The sequence below is a fragment of the Paenibacillus pectinilyticus genome (assembly GCF_001700435.1).
GTDB lineage: Bacteria > Bacillota > Bacilli > Paenibacillales > NBRC-103111 > Paenibacillus_E > Paenibacillus_E pectinilyticus.
Genome location: NZ_LYPC01000022.1, coordinates 163,892 through 184,168, shown reverse-complemented (window position 1 = coordinate 184,168; position 20,277 = coordinate 163,892). Strand labels below are relative to the sequence as shown.

General features: G+C 42.4%; 20 protein-coding genes. 3 read left to right on the top strand and 17 right to left on the bottom strand.

The features are described from left to right. Positions 1-53: 53 nt before the first annotated feature. The 5 genes from A8709_RS34630 to A8709_RS17100 all read right to left on the bottom strand — a co-directional run bounded on the left by A8709_RS34630 (position 54) and on the right by A8709_RS17100 (position 4,082). Positions 54-224, bottom strand: coding sequence for a hypothetical protein (locus A8709_RS34630; RefSeq protein ID WP_167357110.1), 171 nt, complete (start codon positions 222-224; stop codon positions 54-56). A gap of 71 nt (positions 225-295) precedes the next feature. Continuing rightward, complete coding sequence (locus A8709_RS17115) at positions 296-1,504, bottom strand: GTP-binding protein (RefSeq protein ID WP_065853575.1); 1,209 nt, start codon at positions 1,502-1,504, stop codon at positions 296-298. Between the two features lie 38 nt (positions 1,505-1,542). Continuing rightward, the gene (locus A8709_RS17110) at positions 1,543-2,502 is read right to left on the bottom strand and encodes a metal ABC transporter substrate-binding protein (protein ID WP_065853574.1); all 960 of its coding nucleotides are present in this window, start codon (positions 2,500-2,502) and stop codon (positions 1,543-1,545) included. A 39-nt stretch (positions 2,503-2,541) separates the two neighbouring features. Next, positions 2,542-3,429: a metal ABC transporter permease gene (locus A8709_RS17105; RefSeq protein ID WP_065853573.1), complete on the bottom strand. Its 888-nt coding sequence runs from the start codon at positions 3,427-3,429 to the stop codon at positions 2,542-2,544. After that, positions 3,375-4,082 (bottom strand): metal ABC transporter ATP-binding protein, encoded by a 708-nt coding sequence (locus tag A8709_RS17100; protein WP_065853572.1) that lies wholly within the window; start codon positions 4,080-4,082, stop codon positions 3,375-3,377. Before A8709_RS17100 ends, A8709_RS17105 begins: the two co-directional genes overlap by 55 nt. A 390-nt stretch (positions 4,083-4,472) precedes the next feature. Between A8709_RS17100 and A8709_RS17095 the strand changes: the two genes are divergently transcribed. Next, positions 4,473-5,489 (top strand): permease, encoded by a 1,017-nt coding sequence (locus A8709_RS17095; protein ID WP_065853571.1) that lies wholly within the window; start codon positions 4,473-4,475, stop codon positions 5,487-5,489. Between the two features lie 33 nt (positions 5,490-5,522). Beyond that, positions 5,523-6,542, top strand: a complete 1,020-nt coding sequence (locus A8709_RS17090; protein WP_065854043.1) for a TIGR03943 family putative permease subunit — start codon at positions 5,523-5,525, stop codon at positions 6,540-6,542. A gap of 98 nt (positions 6,543-6,640) precedes the next feature. Here A8709_RS17090 and cydS read toward each other — a convergent pair whose 3' ends face one another. The 11 genes from cydS to A8709_RS17040 all read right to left on the bottom strand — a co-directional run bounded on the left by cydS (position 6,641) and on the right by A8709_RS17040 (position 16,894). Continuing rightward, on the bottom strand, positions 6,641-6,748 hold the full coding sequence (cydS, locus tag A8709_RS35705; protein WP_425262330.1) for a cytochrome bd oxidase small subunit CydS family protein: 108 nt from the start codon (positions 6,746-6,748) through the stop codon (positions 6,641-6,643). Between the two features lie 39 nt (positions 6,749-6,787). Further along, positions 6,788-7,813 carry a cytochrome d ubiquinol oxidase subunit II gene (locus A8709_RS17085; RefSeq protein WP_065853570.1) on the bottom strand — a complete coding sequence of 342 codons (1,026 nt, stop codon included), beginning with the start codon at positions 7,811-7,813 and terminating at the stop codon, positions 6,788-6,790. Further along, the gene (locus tag A8709_RS17080; protein WP_065853569.1) at positions 7,810-9,165 is read right to left on the bottom strand and encodes a cytochrome ubiquinol oxidase subunit I; all 1,356 of its coding nucleotides are present in this window, start codon (positions 9,163-9,165) and stop codon (positions 7,810-7,812) included. Before A8709_RS17080 ends, A8709_RS17085 begins: the two co-directional genes overlap by 4 nt. A gap of 525 nt (positions 9,166-9,690) precedes the next feature. Then, positions 9,691-10,209 carry a peptide-methionine (S)-S-oxide reductase MsrA gene (msrA, locus tag A8709_RS17075; protein ID WP_084225139.1) on the bottom strand — a complete coding sequence of 173 codons (519 nt, stop codon included), beginning with the start codon at positions 10,207-10,209 and terminating at the stop codon, positions 9,691-9,693. Positions 10,210-10,308: 99 nt separating this feature from the next. Continuing rightward, on the bottom strand, positions 10,309-11,334 hold the full coding sequence (locus A8709_RS17070) for an aromatic ring-hydroxylating oxygenase subunit alpha (protein ID WP_244163230.1): 1,026 nt from the start codon (positions 11,332-11,334) through the stop codon (positions 10,309-10,311). Between the two features lie 283 nt (positions 11,335-11,617). After that, positions 11,618-11,944: an antibiotic biosynthesis monooxygenase family protein gene (locus A8709_RS17065; protein ID WP_065853566.1), complete on the bottom strand. Its 327-nt coding sequence runs from the start codon at positions 11,942-11,944 to the stop codon at positions 11,618-11,620. Between the two features lie 104 nt (positions 11,945-12,048). Further along, a complete protein-coding gene (locus A8709_RS17060; protein ID WP_065853565.1) occupies positions 12,049-12,483 on the bottom strand; it encodes a Rossmann-fold NAD(P)-binding domain-containing protein in 435 nt (144 codons plus the stop codon). A 125-nt stretch (positions 12,484-12,608) separates the two neighbouring features. Further along, entirely contained in the window at positions 12,609-13,265 is a 657-nt protein-coding gene (locus A8709_RS17055) for a YjgB family protein (RefSeq protein WP_065853564.1), read from the bottom strand. Positions 13,266-13,368: 103 nt separating this feature from the next. Continuing rightward, positions 13,369-14,472, bottom strand: a complete 1,104-nt coding sequence (locus A8709_RS17050; RefSeq protein WP_084225049.1) for a Ger(x)C family spore germination protein — start codon at positions 14,470-14,472, stop codon at positions 13,369-13,371. Further along, positions 14,469-15,530 (bottom strand): GerAB/ArcD/ProY family transporter, encoded by a 1,062-nt coding sequence (locus tag A8709_RS17045; protein ID WP_244163251.1) that lies wholly within the window; start codon positions 15,528-15,530, stop codon positions 14,469-14,471. The genes A8709_RS17050 and A8709_RS17045 overlap by 4 nt, the downstream gene beginning before the upstream one ends. Positions 15,531-15,571: 41 nt before the next feature. Beyond that, positions 15,572-16,894: a spore germination protein gene (locus A8709_RS17040; RefSeq protein WP_167357108.1), complete on the bottom strand. Its 1,323-nt coding sequence runs from the start codon at positions 16,892-16,894 to the stop codon at positions 15,572-15,574. Positions 16,895-17,065: 171 nt separating this feature from the next. Between A8709_RS17040 and A8709_RS17035 the strand changes: the two genes are divergently transcribed. Further along, positions 17,066-18,475, top strand: coding sequence for a catalase (locus A8709_RS17035; RefSeq protein ID WP_084225047.1), 1,410 nt, complete (start codon positions 17,066-17,068; stop codon positions 18,473-18,475). 109 nt (positions 18,476-18,584) lie between these two features. Here A8709_RS17035 and A8709_RS17030 read toward each other — a convergent pair whose 3' ends face one another. After that, entirely contained in the window at positions 18,585-19,916 is a 1,332-nt protein-coding gene (locus tag A8709_RS17030) for a polysaccharide deacetylase family protein (protein WP_167357107.1), read from the bottom strand. Positions 19,917-20,277: the final 361 nt, after the last annotated feature.

The following is a 20,277-nucleotide window of genomic DNA, read 5'->3' as shown; positions in this document are numbered from 1 at the left end:
GTAACCAAAAACTGCTCTCCCATCAATCAATGATGAGCGAGCAGTTTCTTTAATCAAACTTGATTTTTAGGAATACCATTTAAACTTGGCACATAATCAGCAGCCTTCTCACTGGTTAAGGTCTCTGCTTCTTCAAGAAAATTAGCATGATTCTGTTGATTGTTTTTGCTATCCGCTCGGTTATCTTCGCGGTCATTTTTGGGATCGGCATCATTTTTGGGCATACATGTCACCTCCATTTTCTCGTACTTAGTATGAGAAGTTGACTTGTATTTTATCCCAATAAAATAGCTGCTTACATCTCTGCTTCCATTTCTATCAGAGCATTCGGCAAGTGATCTTCAAACTGCGTCCAATCCCCTTCCATTTCTGCATCGGTTAATAAACACGTATCTAATGTACCCTCAATCTCAGCTCGATTCATTTCGATCCCAATGAACACCACTTTATTAATCCGATCTCCGTAGGTGTCATCCCAGCTCATCAGCTGATCGGCATCTTCTGCAAGAATAGCCGCTCTTTCGTCATCCGGTAGCGCAGCTACCCAATAGCCTGCTGGACCGAAGCTAACGGAAGGACCTGCCTGACTTAAATTTTGAGCTAAATGATTGCGAGTCGCCAACCACATAATGCCTTTCGCCCGTACAATCTCAGCAGGCCAATCTTCCATCCAGTTCATTAATCGTGAGGGCTCGAAGGGCCTTACTCGTTCATAGACAAAAGAGGAAATGCCGTACTCTTCTGTTTCGGGGATATGGGCTTCCTTTTCCATTTCTCGCATCCAGCCTGCGGATGTACTAGCCTCATCAAAATTAAATAGATGTGTATTCAGTATTTCTGCTGGAGCAACTTTTCCCTGCACGGAACGGATAAATTTGGCTCTTGGCTGTAAGGTTCGGAGTACACGCTCGAGTTCCTGAAGATCATCTTCTTCCAACATATCGCATTTGTTCAAAATAAGGACATCACAGAATTCAATCTGATCAATAAGCAGATCAACCACTTCCCGCGTATCATCCTCTCCTACGGCTTGACTGCGTTCAAGTAAGGTTTCTCCTGATGAATAATCAGACCAGAATCGAAAGGCATCCACGATTGTCACCAAGGTGTCCAGACGGCAGAATTGCGTCAAATCTATGCCTTTTTCCTCATCTAAATAGCTAAATGTTTGCGCGACAGGCAGCGGTTCGCCTACACCAGTTGATTCAATAAGAATGTAATCAAATTTCTCCTCTTTGGCTAATCGTTCGACCTCAACCAGTAAATCCTCTCGAAGAGTACAGCAGATGCAGCCATTGGACATCTCCACCAGACTTTCACTCGTTCGGGATAATCCATTGCCTTCTCGGATGAGGCCAGCATCGATGTTAACCTCGCTTAAATCATTGACAATGACCGCTACTCTCAAGCCATCTCGATTATGAAGAATATGATTCAATAAGGTTGTTTTGCCGGCTCCTAAGTAGCCGCTTAATACAGTGACAGGTATTCTAAAATGTGACATCGTGGTTCTCCTTTTTATATGTAAATTTTACGAATATATCAGTCGTTTAGAGCTTTCTTGAGTGCATCAAGATTATTGCTCATAACACCAATGTAATCCAAGTTATTCTTCTTATCTTCATCCGTTAGGCCCTCGATGGGATTAAGAACATCCGTTTTAGCGTTGATTTCATTAGCAATCGTTTTGGCTACTTTGGGATCTACTAAGGTCTCAAAAAAGATCGTTTTCACCTGATTCGTCTTTGCAAATTGGATAATGTCCGCCATCTTATCCGGTGCTGGTTCTTCTTCCGGAGAGAGTCCTGCGATCGGGACTTGTGTAAGTCCATACTCTTTGGCCAAATAACCAAAGGCTGCATGCTGCGTGACGAATGCTTTCCGTTTGACATTTTTAAGAGCTGTTCGGTAAGAGTCATCCAACGCTTTGAGTTTCCCGATAAAAACATCTGCATTTTTACGATAATCCTCTTGATGTACAGGATCTGTTTGCGTTAACCCATTCACAATGGATTCAACTTCCTTTTGAGCAAGAACAGGATCGAGCCAAACATGAGGATCCATGATTTTAGAGCCATCTGCCTCTTTATGATCCTTTGATTCATCAACTTTATGATCGTCCTCCTCTTCTGGCAGTCCCTCCATTAAATGAATGTCTTTACTTGCTTCTACTACGATGCGTTTGGTATTCGCAGCACTTTTCAGTGCTGTTTCAGCCCAACCTTCAACGATTCCGTTATAAACAAACACATTGGCTTCTTTAATTTTTTTCATATCTTTTGCACTTGGTTCCCAATCATGGGGCTCAGCACCAGGCGGGATTAGCGCTATGACATTGGCATGATCACCTGCTACCTGTTTTGTAAATTCGTACATTGGATAAAAGGTTGTGACCACATTTAGCTTTCCATCACTGGAAGCTGTTTGAGAAGCACATCCTGCTAATAGAACTGAAGATAATGCGGTGAGTGCAAGTGACTGAATAACCCCTGTTTTTTTCATCGTATTGATGCCTCCAATTAATTAATCATGTTAAGTAACTTAAATTGATTCATTCCCTATATGCTTGATGCTTCCGAATGTACTTTCTTCAACGTGATGCTCCTTTTTATTGCTTATTTGTTTGAGCTTTACAACCAAGTGTTTGACACTTAAACCTGCCATGAGTACGAAAAGCAACAGTATCGCAATTGTTCCTCCTGGCGGCGTACTGAATTTATAGGATGCTGTCAGTCCAGAGAACACGCCTAGCAAACCAATTCCCATAGCTATAAAGAGTGACGAGGTGAAGCTAGGTGCTATGCGTATTGCGAGTGCTGCAGGAAGCACAATCAGGGCTGAAACTAGCAGTACACCAACAATTGGCATAGCGGCAGCAACAATCATGCCGGTTAAGACACTAAAACCAAGAGAAATCCATTTCACTGGGAGTCCAGTTGTCTTGGCTGTATCTTCATCGAATGTTATTTGATAAAGAGGTCGTCGTAACAGAATGAAAAATGCGCCTCCAAGCAGAGTAACGACCAACATAAGCAGCAGTTCCGTTTCATTCACGGCAACAACAGAACCGAATAGATACGCTGAAAACCCTTTATTCATACTTGGATTAAGACTCATGATGATGACTGCCGAGGATAAGCCTCCAACCATGATGATCGCAACAGAAATTTCACTGTATGATTTATAAGATCTTCTGGCATATTCAACAGCAACAGCGCCCAAGGTTGCCACAACAAAGCCGGCTATCGTTGGATTGAGATGTAGATAAGCGCCGCCTGCAACACCGGCCAAGGAAACATGCGACAGCATATCTGCCATGAGTGCCTGTCTGCGAAGCATTAGATAGACACCCAGAATAGAGGCCATAATTGCAATTAACCCACCGGCACAAAATGCCCGCTGCATGAAGTCGTAGTGCAGCATTTCCATCCGCCATCCTCCTTCCTCTCCAATTCAATAATCCGATCGAGGTACGGAGCTACTTCACTTAAACCGTGCGTAACCATAACAACCGTCCGCCCGTGGACTTTCACCTGATGGTACATGAGTTGATAGAAACCGAAGCGGCTATCTTGATCCATCCCTGTCGTCGGTTCATCGAGAACAAGCATATCGGGATCTTGCGCAAGCGCTCTCGCCATACATATGCGCTGCTTTTGTCCACCTGAGAGTTCTCCGATTTTACGTTTGCGTAAATCCCACATGCCGACCTGTCTCAGCGCATTTTCCGTCAGAATATCATCCTCCTTATGAAACCTTCGCAACCAAGAACCATTTGCATAACGCCCAGAACGAACAAACTCTAAGATGGTACTCGGGAAACCGCTATTGAATGCGGAAATTTGTTGTGATACATAACCTACCTGCAACTTCTTACCCTCTGCATTCAAAGGAGACAGGTGAACCTTTCCCTTCCAAGGTTGAAGTAAACCCAACATAAGTTTGAGCAATGTAGATTTCGCTGCACCATTTGGGCCGGTTACGGCAACGAATTCCCCTAACTTAATCTCAACATTCGCATCCTGAATACACGGCAAATCGGTATACCCAAATTCGACGCCAGTTAATGAAGTCACTATCATACTTGCCAACCTCCAATCATATATGTAATTATTACGATTATTACCGATAGGAAGGTACCCGAATGATGGTCAGGAAAAAGTGCTAATAATTTTTAGTATCGACGTTTATTCGTAATAATTACTATTTACATTGAAGAATATAGCTTAATTAAAAACCTCTGTCAATAACTGATTTGAAACTCTACCTCCCCTTTCACTGATTGTTATGAAAAAGTATTTAAAGGTTTTTGGAAATATGATTACCCTATCTTGCAGCTATTGGATATCTATACTATAATCTAAATCGTAATATTTACTTTTAAAATCAAAGAAAAGGAGTTCTTCATTTGAGGAAAGTTCCCGTGATGGTCATGAACCATAGTAGTAATTATTATCATTAAGGAGTGTCCAATGCCGAATCAAGTTAATAAAACAGCGACACACATTTTGGCCGCGATTTGCTTCATTCTCATCGTTCTTGTGTTCAAGAGGAATGATGTTGCCTCAAGTCTGTTCACAAGCGATCACCTGCAATCCTTTAAAACGATCTTCATTAGCATCCTCCTTGAAGCAATGCCGTTTATCCTACTTGGTGTATTATTGTCTTCCTTACTTCAAACCTTCGTGTCGGAGAGCGCCATTCAGCGATTTATTCCCAAAAATCCCTTTCTCGGTATCTTGTTCGCATGTCTATTAGGCATTCTGTTTCCAATGTGCGAGTGCGGTATGATTCCTGTCGTTCGAAGACTCATTCTGAAAGGAATGCCTGTCTACATTGCTGTCGTATTTATTATGACAGGTCCGATTATTAATCCGATTGTATTCGCGGCTACATTCATGGCCTTCCGAAACCACCCGTCAATCGCCTATTCCCGTATGGGACTAGCTTTTCTCGTGGCTGTTGTGATTGGGTTAATTCTCTATCGTTATATCAAAAGTAATCCGTTACGACTCAGTTCTTCAAGTAAAACAAGCCAATCCGAGTTGGAAAGCCATCATCATCACCATACGGATGGTTTTTCAAGAAAAATAACCACATTTTTCGCCCACGCTTCCAATGAATTTTTTGATATGGGTAAATATCTGGTCTTTGGTTCTCTGCTCACAGCCATCATTCAAGTTTATATGCATCGTGAAAGCTTGCTTGCGATTGGTCAAGGTCCAATTTCCTCCCACATCTTCATGATGGGTTTTGCGTACATCCTTTCCTTGTGTTCGACCTCAGATGCATTCGTCGCATCATCTTTTCAAACGTCATTTACCCCGGGCTCACTACTAACTTTTCTCGTTTTCGGACCTATGCTTGATTTCAAAAGTACGCTCATGCTGCTTTCTGTATTTAAATCCAGATTTGTTTTCTCACTAATCCTCTTAATCTCAACTGTCGTGCTCGTCTGTTCATTGTTTTGGGAGCATTTTTTATCTTAAATATTGTATTTAGGAGGTATACATTTGAATCAAATGCGAGTAACCAGCTTTCATTATTTCCTTCGCACCGCTATCTTACTTGGTTTTTCCAGCTATATTGTGTACCTGGTAAGATCTGACGCGCTTCAATTTTACATCGCACCCCGCATGATGTTTTATGATAAAATTGCTTCGGTCATTTTATATGTTATCGCTGTCTTTCAAGGCTATGTGGCACTCCGTGCCTATTGGGGAAGACCTGTAGCTTGCGAATGTGAGCAGCCCGTTACACGATCAAGCATGCGTAATACGGTTGCTTATGGCCTTCTAATCTTGCCGCTGATGATCGGTTTTTTACTGCCGGATACGGCATTAAACAGTACCATGGTCGCTGCCAAAGGCATTAATCTTTCGGCTGGCACCTCCGGTTTTGCCAAACCCAAAGTAACTTCAGCTGCTGAACTCATCAGCACACCGAGTCCAACTGCGATCTCCAGCGATAACCCTTACAATTTACCGAGCCAGCCAAAACCTGCAACTAGTGATAAAACGACGCCATTCGCTCAACCAACCGCTGCGCCTGAGGCTTTACCCGTCTCTCAGCAAGATGCTGAGATTGCGAAGTTATTCCAACCTTCTGACGCGTGGAATGAAGATTTTGCAAAGATAGGTGTCATTCTCTATAAAAAAGATCGTATTGTAGTAGATCCAGAAATCTACATGGAAATCCTGTCGACCATCGATCTTTTCAAAGATAACTTTATAGGGAAACAAATTGAACTGACCGGTTTTGTTTATCGCGAGGAGCAAATGGAAACGAACCAATTTGTCGTTGGTCGATTTGCGGTAAGCTGCTGCTCCGCAGATGCTTCCCCTTATGGGGTGCTAATTGACTTCCCAACAGCTCAAAACTATCCAAAAGATATGTGGGTTAAAGTGACCGGAACCATACAAAATGGACACTATAATGGGAATGATATTTTCAAAATCGCTGCCACCCACATCGAGAAAATCGCAGCACCTAGCTCACCTTATGTGTATCCGAATTTCGAACCTCTCCAAGTGCTGAAATAGTTTATTAAAAAAAGTGATCAGAACTCCTTTCTGTTACAATAGGATTTCTGATCACTTTTTAGCGCAGTTACTTACATCATTTCAACGGGGGTAAATTATCATGCTTCATTTTGATTTTTTCTGCGCCCGCCTATCCAGAAGAGCGATCCAATTGCAGCAATAACAACGAGAAACGGTGCGACGAAGATAAGAAAATTTTCTACCATAGAAGCCTCCTCTTTCCTAATTGGAATGTGACTATACGATTATTTGTTACGTTTGCCCTGTACATAGTCAATATTGAACAAGAATAGGCGCATAAGTAGATACAGGGATGGAATAAGAAGCAAGAGTCCCAAGACGAAGACAGAGATCAATGCAATAGCCATTGGTTCACTTGTAAAATTATCATAGATCGTTAGGTAAGGGTAAAGAATGTATGGTAAATGTCCAGCCCCATAGCCGAAGAAAGCGAATCCAAACTGAAGTAATACACAGATAAATGCCATTCCAAGACGTTTGCGTCTCCAGACTAGATAAATAGCAATAAGGAAACAGACAAAGGATAAAACGAACATGAAGGCATAGTCCACCATCCGTTGAAAATGCTCCATATTATGTCCGCGGATAGCGAAGAATACAAGAAGACTGCTCAAAATGGTCGGACCACTCCAAGCGATCGCGTATTTACGTACGACTTCGAATGCGTTACGATCGTTCGCCCGATTGGCATAGTAACACAAGAACATTGCAGAGATATAAAGCACGCTCACAAGAGCAAGCAGAACGACCGACCAAGAATACGTGCTTGAGAACAGTTTGCTATACAAGAAGGTCACCTGACCTTTATCGTTAACATCGATGTAGCCACCTTCGGAAATAGTCAAGACGGTTGAAAGAGAAGCCGGGATAAGAAGTCCACTAGCTCCATATAAGAACAAGTAAAAACGACTATCTTTCTTCCCCCCATAGTTGCTAAAAGCATAATATGATCCCCTGATGGCGAGTAAGATAATGGCTACACTACCTGGAAGCAACAATGCAGTGCCGTAATAATAAGCTGTGTCTGGGAAAAACCCAACAAAGCCGACAAAGAAAAAGACAAGAAACACATTGGTAACTTCCCATACGGGGGAAAGATACCGTTCGATCACTTTGTTAATCAGGTGCCGTTTCCCCGTTATCGTGCTGAAATAGCTAAAAAATCCGGCTCCGAAGTCAATTGAAGCTACAATTAAGTAACCGAAGAGGAATAGCCATAAAACAGAAATTCCTATCACTTCATAACTCATTGCACATCGCCTCCTTCAATCCCTCTTGCCACCATTTCATCCTCTGCTCGATTATTTCGAAACATGCGCAGCATTACCCGAATAGCCGTCAATCCGAGTACAATATAAAGAAGTGCGAAGATAATGAGCATCGTATCTACATGATCTGAGACTGTAGCTCCTTCTGATGTTTTCATGATCCCATGAAGAATCCAAGGTTGGCGTCCCACCTCGGCGAAGATCCAGCCATGTTCAATCGTCAACATGGCAAGCGGTGCAGCGAGAATAATACCGCGCAGTAACCATTTATTCGAATAAATGAGTGAACGTTGGCGCCAAAATAAGAATAAGAAAGCCAGTGCAATGATAACCATCACAGCAACGAAGCTTATTTTCAGATCAAACAAATAATGAATCCAAAGTGGTGGCGTTTCATCAGACGGAATATCATTAAGACCTTTTACCTCAGCATTTGGTAGTCCATGAGCGAGAATACTGAGGGCGAACGGGATTTTGACACCGTATTTGATCTCATTATCGTCCGTTAAGATACCTCCAAAGACGAGTGGAGCTTGTTTCGACGTTTCGAAATGCCATTCCATCGCAGCCAGCTTCTCAGGTTGATAATTCGCTAGATACTTACCTGACAAATCTCCAATAATAGCGCTTGATAAAAGGAATACACAAGCTGAAATCATGGTGAGTTTGAGTGCTTTTTTGTAATACACATGATTTCGGCCCTTGAGTAGGGACCAAGCTGAAATCGCCGCTAAAATGAAAGCACAAGTTAGGTAAGCTGTAACGAGTACGTGTGAGACTTTCGTTGGCATAGCAGGACTCAGCATTGCACCGAAAGGAGAGATTTCTGTTATTTTGCCATCCTTTACGGTTACTCCTGCTGGTGCATTCATAAATGCATTGACCACAGTAATAAAGAACGCCGAAGCTGAAGATCCAATTACTACGGGAATGAGCATCCAGAAATGTGTCATTTTATTCTTGAAACGGTCCCAAGTATAAAGATAAATACCGAGGAATATGGCTTCAAAGAAGAAAGCAAATGTTTCCAAGAAGAGCGGGATTGCGATGGATTGTCCAGCTACTTTCATGAAGCTTGGCCACAATAAACTAAGTTGAAGCCCGATAGCCGTTCCTGTTACAACGCCGACGGCAACGGTAATGACAAAGCCGCGAGCCCAACGCCTTGCCATAAGTAGATAATGCTCATCGTTGCGTCTTATTCCAATCCATTCAGCGAGGGCAATCATAAGTGGAACGCCTACGCCGATAGTGGCAAAGATAATGTGAAATGCAAGGGTTAACCCGGTAAGCATTCGACTATACATTACTGGATCGTAGCTGCTTAAGAACATAATGTTCTCCCTTCATTAATCATTTATTTATTTAAAGAGATACTTGGATAACGAGAGCAACATGATAGCTGCTACTATGATACATAGAATAATAAGTCGCTTTTCTTGCTTAGCAATCCTTTGATTATCGTGATCAGGACTCATTGCACTCAACTCCTTCTTGCTCAAAATTCAAGATATATACGTATTATAAACGAGACTTGATGTACAATGTGATTTTTTTCACAAAGTGTGTGACGAGATTTTGGCTATCATGTAACGAACCTATGAACTTCTATGGTTCATCTAAAACAATAGGCTGATTTTCTGGCTGAACATTAGGTGTAAAATCCTCCAATCCTTTCATAATGGGTTATAGTTTGTTCTTCCAACTCCACTATAAACAATTTAATCCAATTCCAAATGACTCGAAAGAGCCATAGTTGTGCCGTATTTGTAATCATTGTGTGAAGATTCGGTTACATGGATGCATATAAAACTTGTAAAAAAAGCCCTCTATCCCGATGACAGGACAGAAGGCATTTTTTATTTATTCCAGTATTTAGCACCGAACGTATCACGTCCCGAGGTCTTGCGCTCTTCTTTATATAGCTCTGGGTTTTTGCTGTGGTAATTCTGGTGGTACTCTTCCGCTGGGAAAAATACGACTGCAGGCTTAATCTCCGTTACAATTGGCTTATCAAAACGTCCGCTTTGCCCAAGCTCCTCTTTCGACTTGAGGGCAAGCTTTTGCTGATCTTCATTATGATAAAAAATAGCCGTACGATATTGGCTGCCGCGGTCAATGTACTGTCCTTCATCATCCGTAGGATCGATCTGCGGCCAATAGAGCTCAAGCAGCTTTTCATATGGAAAGATGGTGGGATCGAACGTAATCTGGACAACTTCCATGTGACCGGTCTCCCCAGTCTTTACTTGTTCATAGGTTGGATTCTCAACCGTCCCACCCATGTAACCGGAAATAATGCCATGAATGCCGGGTTGATCTTCGAACGGACTTACCATGCACCAGAAACAGCCTCCGGCGAATGTTGCTTTTTGTATCACGTGCTCTCCTCGATTCTGTTGTTAGCTAATTTCAAGTATGTGCTTGCGAACCAAGTTTTATAATAAATCTTAATCTTCATTGTTTCAATCTATTTCCTATGCCGTGTAGTTTCGTCCAAGCCCAATCTCATTAAGCAATTGTCGATACGCAATGGATGTCCGATCAGCTGGAATATGAGCTTCGGCATGAAGATCAAGCGGCAAATCTTCCGGAGTCTGCGCTTCGACCATCTCACGATCCTCTTGGAACACTTGCAAATTAAATCGAATTGTATCTTCTGTAGGAACATTTTTATCGAAATTCCGAGATATCGGACAAAACAAACGTGTATAGCGCGCGGATACCGGCGATGCGCAATTCAAGATCATTAACTTTCCATCGTTTGGAAAGTATACGGTTAGTGAAGCCGCAAACGGTGGAAATACGCGAAATTCGCGAAGCCACTCAAATCCCTCAGGCGCAGGATTATCCTGCCCTTTTCCATAATTGCTTACTGTACTCCAATACTCAGCCAATAATTCATTCCCAACCCGCTTGACTTGATATTGCGGTACTTCGGTATTATTACGGTCTCCGAACGTTTCTGTATGCACATAAGCAAAGTGAGATACATCTAAGAAACCTTCCAACTGACGACCTGCCGAACCGGCAATATCGAAGCTCGGTGGCAATACATTGACATAGTCTGGATCATCCCAGCCTGGAAACTCTGGAATCTGCTCCTCGTTGGATGCCAGTGATGTCCAAATCAAGCCATATTTTTCAATTGCCGGATACACAATTAATTTTAATTTAGGAGAAATTTTGGCATCGGGATGCGCCGGAACAGACGTACACTTGCCTTCGCAGTTATAACGAAACCCGTGATATGGACAAACGATTTCACCGTTCTCAACCCACCCCTTACTCAGAGGCGCACCGCGATGAAAACAGAGATCACGAGCAATGACCAGCTTATCGTTACTACGGTAACAAACGAGTTTCATGTCCAGTAACTTTACACCAATCGGCTTTTCCGTGACTTCGCTCGCAAGTGCGATTGGATACCAATATTGGGCCAACACATGCCAATCCTGTGCGGTGAATGTACAATCTCGGGGAAGCTGAGTGTCTACGCTCATTGTCTTATTTTCAGATATCATACAGCTCACCTCTTTGTTCCTTCGTAAAAGTATGAATCCTTGTCGTGTCAATTTATATGACTTTCTAGTAACATCTTACTATCGCATGATTTCAACGAGCAATAACCAAGGCAATATTTTGTTTGATTTACCAAAACGGAAGTTTTTTGTTAGATTTCTTCACATACACTTAGTGTAAAGTCGAAAGAAAAAAAGCCAACCAAGTTTCTGGTTGACTTTGCTTATAGCAACTCCTCATTTTAGAGGCAATTATTATGAGTAATTAATGGATGGGTTCAAATGTTTTGACTACCTCGTACATCCCCGGTTCGAATGTAGCTATGGTCATTGCTTCTTGGAGATAGGGAATCGGTTTGGGGTCATTCCGCATCGCTTGATAATCTTCCTCACTGCGCCATTGCGCATACATGGTAACCTTCGTCCCATCTTTACTCCTATGGAGACTACTAGAGATGAATCCTGGTGCATATCGAACGGAAACGTCCGTCACAGTGGTAAGTAACTCGACTAGACGTTCCTGATTATGAGGATCAACTGTGAAAACATTGATGAATGTAAGAACATCATTATCCTTTGAGATATGTGTCATAACGTAAACTCCTTATTCACCTTATTTTAAAGTCGTACCCTTCGCTTCTTAAGCTCCGTTTATCTTTCGTTTCCTGCCTTACTATTATACAAGCCCCGAATCGCTTAGTTTTCTTCAAACTCGCGGTACATGTCGGTGACGGCAGGGTTCAACTCTCTTGTCTCGAAATCAGTCGAGAGGCTTAGTTTCTCCCAACGCTTAGTTTCGGCTAATTTCCCTGTGTCCACCGCGTTTGCGATCGCAACTGCGTCACTACCGAGCAGCAGGCGCAGCGGTGGGTTCTCCTCATTAACAATCGTTAATATCGCTTGTGCGGCTTTATCAGGATCACCGTTTTCTTTACCAGTCGTGTCGCGTAGATGTTTCAATAGGCCACCAACCGTATCTTTGTACGCGTCATTTGGCTCAACGTGCTGCATGGAGGAACCGGCCCAATCGGTCCGGAAGCCACCTGGTTCAATTAATGTTACTTTCAGCCCCAATGGTCCAACTTCTTTGGACAATACTTCGGAGAAACCTTCCACTGCCCATTTTGCCAATTGGTACGGCCCCAGACCTGGTGCGCCTGTTCGGCCGAAGTTTCTTCAATGGAGGAAACATTGCCATATCCTGCGTTATTAACAAGGACATCCAAACGTCCGAACGTTTATCTGCTTTCTTTCCGTTAGCCAGCCATATTATTGATGGAATCGACGGTATCAAATACTGAAATATGATCTACTTTTCCAGTTGATTTGGGGATAATAAATTTAAGTTGAAACACGTTGGATGCTTGATAAATATAAATAGTATCATCACCATTCAGTTTCGTGTCGGTTGGTTTGCCTAAGGCTTGTTCAATCTGACTCAACGTCAACGAACGCAGCTTCGGATCATTGGACCGGATATCGATAATTTGGCTGCCCTTATTAAAACCGATAACGGCATTTTTCTTCGCGTAAGTCGCGTAAAGTCCAGCTCCGGCTGAATCCGTTTTATCCGCTTTTCCCCATAATTTCTCAACTTCATCCGTCAACCCAGTCTTTGCTGCAAATGGAATACCGGCAACCTTTCCTGATTTGGCAAGCTCGAACATATCTTTAAGGGACACGGAGCTAGTGCTAGGACTGGCAGATGACGCCGGCTTTGTTGAAGCAGTAGGACTCACCGAAGGACTAGCTACTGGTGTCGCCGTTGGCATAACAGATGGGCTAGGTGACGCACTAGTTGTAGGTGTGGCCGTACTCGGCGCTGGTTTTTCAGTTGATGAACAAGCAGTAAACATGAGCATACTCGACAATAACAGCGTATATACGCCTGTTTTTCTATAATAATTTTTCATGGCAGATTCTCTCCTTGATCTCTATCTGTTTTAGTTACACTCTTCAAACGATTCGATACGAAGAAAAGTTGCTTCATACATACCTTCTTTTTGTGCCTAAGTGCTATTTGATTCCTCCAGATCCCAAAAGGTTGATGTTGACCTCGATATGAAAACGGAGCAACGGATAAAGAGCTAACCATTGTTCCCATTCCTTCTCACTGTTATGACGAGTTGCTCGATATCTTAAGCCCAAACCGAGTGGATCCACACCTATGGATTGCAATTTCATAAGCACTTTCTCATATCTTGAGGCTGCTTCTTTCTCAGCTTCCTGCTCATAGAGACTCCATTTCGAATAATTAAACGACTGACTGGACTCCGCGGCTTGCCCTCTCATTTTCATATGCATAGAAAGTACAGGTGAAGTAGTTTTTGAATCATCAATGGTGTAGGTATAGCCAAATTTGGAAACACTTAAAGCGAATTGAACGGTATCTGTTCGTGTTTCTATTTCAAATTTACTAATTTTTTTGGACAATTCATTGAAAACTCGCGTTTCCTCTGGATTTAAGATGTCTTTTACTTTTTCTTTATCAAAAACGGCTACTTGATCAATTAGATACATGTCATTAAGTGGTCGAATCACAGGTAAATAAGGATCTAACCCCTTCTCACTTAATCTTCTGTGAAAATCAAACAAATATTCGGTCACAATAAAGGATGATTCCGTCCCCTCTTGATCAAAGCTCAAAAATAAACTATCTCCAGGTAACCGCTCGGACTTAGGTTTAATTTTAATGATTTGCTCCGCAGATGGATCTCCGAGCGCCATGAAAGTCATCCCTTGGATCTCTCTTTTCCGCAAAAACCAGTCAATCGTTTCATTATTCAGACGTTCTTCAGCCAGCTTCTTTCCGAATATAATAATTTTCGATTGTGAAAAATCGAGTTCTTTATCCACTTTGGACTTAAGATGACGTACAGCTTCCGTGATCGTTGGGGCATCATCACTTACAATTTGAAACGTGTTCGTCTGACCAGGTTTGATTTGCGATGATGGAATAGCGAGTTTTAATGATACGCGCAGCGGATTATCTTGATCATTCGTCTTATCGATTCCTACAGCCTTAACTATGAAGCGTTTGTCCATATCCTTAAAGCCGCAGCCGGACAACAAGGAAACGAATAGCATCGACAACGACAGCATCGATAACATCGTTTTCATAAACGTAATCTCCGTCTACTCACGACAAACACTGTCAGAACAAGTAAGATGTCTATCGGCAATCGTGTCACTAAGCAAAAGGAGGACACACGGAATAAATCATCCTCTCCTAACATGCTCCCCAGCGTAATAATTGTAATACCTACCAAACCACAACTAATGGCATTGGGAAGAATCGAATTGACAGACGATGTGTTTGGTTTCTTCCTCGAAAAACAACTGCTGATCGTTTGAGAAGCAACATGCCATGTCACCATTGTGTATAGAAAGGTAATACTTAGAAAAAGAAGCAGGAACATATAAACGACATGATCAATAAAGGCGTATTTCATCTGAATAGCTTCTGCTGTAGATACCCAAGTGAAAATATAGTCATTCACACCGTCTGTTCCTAACGTGCCTATAGGGATCATAAATGTCATTAACAGCATACCGAAACCGAATATGGGCATCAACCAACGGTATTTAATTGAATTTACATTCGTGAATGCACGATTGAATATAGACAAATGCAAATAGCCTACAAAGGCATAGGTGGAGACAGATAAACTTTTCCAACTTGGCAGCATCCATGTGTAATCGAGGATGACACGTATGGCGTCGACGTTCATATGTTTATTGGTTAATGCTTTTAAGATTAAAAAGAATAACAAAGGCAAACTAAGCAGCAGCACAATCTCTGCTGTATATAGAACGGTCTTGGATGATTGCATAGCACCAAAACAGACAACGATTACAAAAAGTAAGAGCAAAATATACGAAGGCGTCTCCGGATTCAAATATCTGGATATGATAAATGCGAAATTGATTAATACTAGCCCGCCGGCGATGAAAGCTAATACACTATAGAGCAGCAATAAAGGAACATAGATATATTTGGACAGCGATAGCTTAAATATCTCTGGCAGACCTTTCCCTGGATATTTCATGAGCGCCGCGGTAAACAAGTACAACAGAATGCTTCCGATCAATGTTCCAAGAATGAGCGACATGATCGCTCCCTTGTATCGCTCAGTAATGAGAATTCGAGGAACGTATAGAATGGAATTAATCACCATGGACAGCAACAAATCGTAAAAAAAATACCGTGACAATGCTTTCACCTGGTTTTTTTGTCCTCTCCAATAAATAGCTTCAAATAGGGCTTGCCAAAACTTCTTAAACTCGTTGTGTAGATGAGGAAACAAAATAAGCCTGCTAGTACGCCGACCAATCCAAAAAATATCGCTAACAAGACAAGTGGGAATTTGACTACCCGCATGGAAAAACTCAGCGTATTCATGGGAATCACGAAATTCGAAATGGCAACGGCTGAAGCGATAATAATCATAATCGAGCTGACTAGTCCTGCCTGTTGGGCTGCTTGCCCTAAGATGAGACCACCTACAGTTGTCGCTGTAGAACCTATAAACTTAGGTAGACGTATACTTGCTTCTGTTAGAGCTTCAATTAAGAAAAGCATGAGAAACACTTCATAGAAAGACGGATAAGGTACCGCCGAACGGCTTCCTGCAATTTCAATAGCGATTTGAGAGCGAAAAAATTCAGGATTATAAGAAACGGTTGCTACATAAAGAGCCGGCAGCGATGTCGTAATAAACATACCTATAAATCTCAATGACTGCAGCGGTCTCACGATCCAGGGTAATTCATAGACATCATCCATAGACGACATGAAGTCATAGAATACCGCAGGCAAATTGACAGAGAATGGAGTTCCATTCAGAAGCAAAGAAATCTTTCCTTGGCTAATATTTAATACGGTCCGATCGGGTCGTTCTGTGACCATTAAAGTGGGTAGAAACTGATGCCGTTTCGTGAGCAGCATCTGCAGTTGATTCGCCGCTTGGATGACTTCAACATCAATTGCCATCAGTTTATTCTCCAGCTGCAAAAGAACGTCCTCATCCACTCTCGTTTTATCATAAATGATCGCTAATTCGGTTTGACTTTTGGTCCCAACTCTCATGAATTCCACATGTAAATCTTGAGAGGGGTAGCGGGTACGCAGCATTTGTATATTTGTCGCAAGATCCTCGGAGAAAGCAAATTGAGGCCCCTGAAGAATATTCTCAATGGAGGTTTCCTGAGGCTTAGACGTCGGATCCCGTTTGGTTTCAATTGCATAGGTCAGCTGTGGGAAGTACAACAACGAATAACCGCCAATGAGCTTTTCCTTCATTTGATCTTCGGTCTGAATGATTTCGAAACCAGTCAGCATTTTTAACGCTTGCTCGAATCCTGACAAGTTGTTTATATCTAAAAATGCCTTGATGATGGAGGAATGAATATATTTTTTATCACACATGGTTGAGAGATAGACGAGTTGAATGGTGACATCATTAACATGGAGCTTTCTGATTTCGAGATCATCCGCTCGAACCATACGATGAATAAATGTATCTAGATCGAACGCGTGCATGAGGAACATCATCCCCTTTTTCCACTAAGTACATTTAATTTGCTATTTTACTGGAAAAATTATTCATTAACCTGCCTTAATGCGGGTTACACCTATGCATGTTTCTGTCATGCTCTCTCGTAATGCTACATAACCATCTATAGGAGTGAGATGTATGTAGGAGGTTGAACAATGGAAGATCAAAGAGGATTCCCCCAAAAACCGATCTCTCGGAACGATCAGCATTCAGTTGGGCAAGATCGTAGCTTGCAATGGGCGGGAGATAGGCCAGCAGCACTTCATTCGCAGACCATCGGCGATCGAGGCCCTGTATTAGAACAAGATAATATCGTTCATGAAACTTTAGAGGGCTTCATACATAGTAAAATCATGGAAAGACCCGTACATGTGAAGGGTTATGGGGCTTTCGGTTATTTTCAGACTGTGAATTCCATGGCATCACACACAAAGCTTTGCTTTCTGCAAAATCCCGGCCAGCAGGTCCCTGTTACTGTAAGGTTCTCCCTTGCCGTAAGTAACAAGGGTACCCCTGACACCTCACGGAATGTACGTGGATTTGCCACGAAGTTTTACACCGAACAAGGTGTTTTCGACTTGATATGCAACCATATCCCTGTATTTTCGGTTCGCGATGCCATTCGTTTCCCAGAGTCAATCATGGCTTTCTTACCCTCGCCGAACAATAATTTGATAGATCCCGAGCGATTCTGGAGCTTCATCGCCAGAGCGCCAGAATCTACTCATTTCCTAGTTCAATTGTACTCAGACGCTGGCACCATTAAGAGTCTTCGCCATATTCCCGGCCATAGCGTGAACACTTATGTCTGGCGTAACGCGCAAGGAGTTCGAACCTATGTCAAATATCTTTGGCATCCACTTGCAGGCTTCCAATATATCGATCGCCACGAATCAGCTAAGTTGTCGGGAGAAAATCCAGATTACGCTGGAAAGGATCTCTATGACGCTTTAGCCTCTGGGAAAACAGTTGAGTACGGCCTATATGTGCAACTGATGAATCCTGAAGACGAGGCCACGCTTCCCTACGATCCGCTGGATGATACGAAGGTTTGGGATGCCAAGCAATACCCCTTGCACCCAGTAGGTCGGCTTGTTTTAAACCGCAACCCAGATAATTACATGGAGCAAGTCGAGAAAATCGCTTTTTCACCATCTAATCTTCTTGAAGGGGCCGAATTTTCAGATGATAAGATGCTGCAGGGACGTGCGAATATATATACGGATTCACAGCGACGACGATTGGGACCTGATTTCCGGAAAATCCCAATTAACCATCAGCAAAATTGGACTCCTGGATCACTGCAGACCAGCGGGGAAGGCAGACTCGTAGAAGGTCATCTCGTTCGGTCCGACTTGCCCAAACCAGATAATTTTTCACAAGCGGGACAGTACTATAGCTCCCTCCTCCCCGTGCACCAAGAGCATCTGGTAGAGAACTTAGCACTTGATCTTTCCGGTATCTCCCGTGAAACACAAAGCATCGTTTTGAGCTATCTCTATCAAGCTTCTGCGGAGTTAGGTGAGCGTGTTTCTCGTCAGATTCAATTGCTCTCCGAAGGTTGACATTCCACACTACCAACTTATACCATACCAAATAAGCCCTTTCCCTTCCCATTAGGAAGTCGAAAGGGCTTATACTTCTATTTCCGAATTCACAAAAAAAGACACCCCATCAATGAGGTGCCAACTGAACTGCATACTCTGGAATCGCAATTACTTCCGGAGTAGCCGCGTATTTGGTAATAAGTTCTTGCGTAGAAATTGCTGCAATCCTAGGTGATAATAGGTCGCTCTTGACTTTGAGCCGCTCTCGACCACTGGGATGAAGCACGTATAGTAACAATTTTAAATAGAAATGTGTGAGTTTACTGAATAAACCCTTCGGAAGCTCAGTCACCGTAAAACCTAATTGTTTAGATCCGCGATGAATCATCGTGATACCATAAATCGCTTTAACCTTTTCTGGAATGATATGAACATGCTGCGACAAGGTCGGGAGGAAGCTCTGTACCGCACGTTTCATTTTCACAGCAAGTTGAAACATGGAATCGGATTCGGAAATCATTTGATGCAGCTTCTCATTATTAAAATGCAGTTCAACAACCAGATCTCCGGAAGTTAGCAATTCGCCGTTTCCCAGAAGAATGGTCTTCCCATGATATTTGCGTACTCTGCTATTGAAGATTTGATTGTCCAAGTCAATGGGCTTTATCTTGAATAACCAATTGAAAATCCGCTCCCATTTTAGCCAGATGAAAATAAGAGATCGCTTTACTAGCCGGTTAGGCGCACCGTTCTTGATTTGCAGCAGCTGCAAATAGGTGTCGATACGAAGAAAGGTAAAGCCGCGCTGCCTGCATATTTCTAGGAAACCAGTGAGGGCCTCCAACATATACTGCGGTGCATCTCGATCCGCTCCGAAAGTCTGTCCACTATCATGGAGTACGATAATATTATTCGTGTGCAGCTTGGCAAGCAGCTTCGATTTAATTCGTTCTGGACCTCCCTTGCTTCTCCAATCACTCACCATAAGAGACCAGAGAACCAACCGAAATCGCTTCACTAAAAAGAAATCAAACACATTGATTACTCCCCATGGCGGGCGGTAATAGATTGGTTTTTCACCAATAATTTTCTCAATGGCTTCTACGGAATCGTTCAAATGCTTTCGTACTTTTCTTGGCGTCATAAAGGCATTCGTCCAATGAACATAGTTGTGAATGCCGACCAGATGTCCTTCTTCGTGCATACGTTGAATGATTTCAGGATATTTCTTGGCTTTGGCTCCAAGCACGAAGAAAGTCGCTTTGATTTGATAGATGGCCAGAAGATCAAGTAATTGAGGTGTGAATTCGGGATCAGGACCATCGTCAAAGGTTAAGGCTATGCCGTCCTTAGTCACTTTCTTGGTATACACCCATAAACCAAGTAAACGAACAATAAAAGTAGGCAAAATTGTATAGAGTAGCAATACGAGAAAGATACTCCAGAACAATGTACGCACGCTAATCACATTCTTTCTAGAGAGGATTGTTACAGCAAGTTGTATTCTATAATGAGCGCCCTCTCTTAAGACCAACTGTCGTACCAAAAGACATTATTGCTGTAAGTTCGAGTTTACGATGAGGGCTTACTATAGTAACTATCATTTTATTGTTTTTTTGCTCATTCGAATAGTATTTTTTTTCAAATACCACTCCTATCTACCTATCTATAATTCTATATCTACTTCCCCTACTCCTTCAATTTTAAGAAATACCAACGATGACATGCCAAGATTGAAAATAGGCGAACTAAGTTCTTTATACCAAACGAATTCCATATGCTAGTAATTGAGCACGATTCCACCATTCTTCATCATGAGG

What these genes read in the sequence shown, in the direction of transcription:
- A8709_RS17100 (WP_065853572.1), bottom strand. Translation starts at nt 4,082, where the DNA reads ATGATAGTGACTTCATTAACTGGCGTCGAATTTGGGTATACCGATTTG.
- A8709_RS17095 (WP_065853571.1), top strand. Translation starts at nt 4,473, where the DNA reads ATGCCGAATCAAGTTAATAAAACAGCGACACACATTTTGGCCGCGATT.
- A8709_RS17050 (WP_084225049.1), bottom strand. Translation starts at nt 14,472, where the DNA reads ATGAAAACGATGTTATCGATGCTGTCGTTGTCGATGCTATTCGTTTCC.
- A8709_RS17080 (WP_065853569.1), bottom strand. Translation starts at nt 9,165, where the DNA reads ATGTTCTTAAGCAGCTACGATCCAGTAATGTATAGTCGAATGCTTACC.
- A8709_RS17045 (WP_244163251.1), bottom strand. Translation starts at nt 15,530, where the DNA reads ATGGTGATTAATTCCATTCTATACGTTCCTCGAATTCTCATTACTGAG.
- A8709_RS17110 (WP_065853574.1), bottom strand. Translation starts at nt 2,502, where the DNA reads ATGAAAAAAACAGGGGTTATTCAGTCACTTGCACTCACCGCATTATCT.
- A8709_RS17065 (WP_065853566.1), bottom strand. Translation starts at nt 11,944, where the DNA reads ATGACACATATCTCAAAGGATAATGATGTTCTTACATTCATCAATGTT.
- A8709_RS17055 (WP_065853564.1), bottom strand. Translation starts at nt 13,265, where the DNA reads ATGAAAAATTATTATAGAAAAACAGGCGTATATACGCTGTTATTGTCG.
- A8709_RS17115 (WP_065853575.1), bottom strand. Translation starts at nt 1,504, where the DNA reads ATGTCACATTTTAGAATACCTGTCACTGTATTAAGCGGCTACTTAGGA.
- A8709_RS34630 (WP_167357110.1), bottom strand. Translation starts at nt 224, where the DNA reads ATGCCCAAAAATGATGCCGATCCCAAAAATGACCGCGAAGATAACCGA.
- A8709_RS17105 (WP_065853573.1), bottom strand. Translation starts at nt 3,429, where the DNA reads ATGGAAATGCTGCACTACGACTTCATGCAGCGGGCATTTTGTGCCGGT.
- A8709_RS17040 (WP_167357108.1), bottom strand. Translation starts at nt 16,894, where the DNA reads ATGCACGCGTTCGATCTAGATACATTTATTCATCGTATGGTTCGAGCG.
- cydS (WP_425262330.1), bottom strand. Translation starts at nt 6,748, where the DNA reads ATGGTAGAAAATTTTCTTATCTTCGTCGCACCGTTTCTCGTTGTTATT.
- A8709_RS17035 (WP_084225047.1), top strand. Translation starts at nt 17,066, where the DNA reads ATGGAAGATCAAAGAGGATTCCCCCAAAAACCGATCTCTCGGAACGAT.
- A8709_RS17070 (WP_244163230.1), bottom strand. Translation starts at nt 11,334, where the DNA reads ATGAGCGTAGACACTCAGCTTCCCCGAGATTGTACATTCACCGCACAG.
- A8709_RS17090 (WP_065854043.1), top strand. Translation starts at nt 5,523, where the DNA reads ATGCGAGTAACCAGCTTTCATTATTTCCTTCGCACCGCTATCTTACTT.
- A8709_RS17085 (WP_065853570.1), bottom strand. Translation starts at nt 7,813, where the DNA reads ATGAGTTATGAAGTGATAGGAATTTCTGTTTTATGGCTATTCCTCTTC.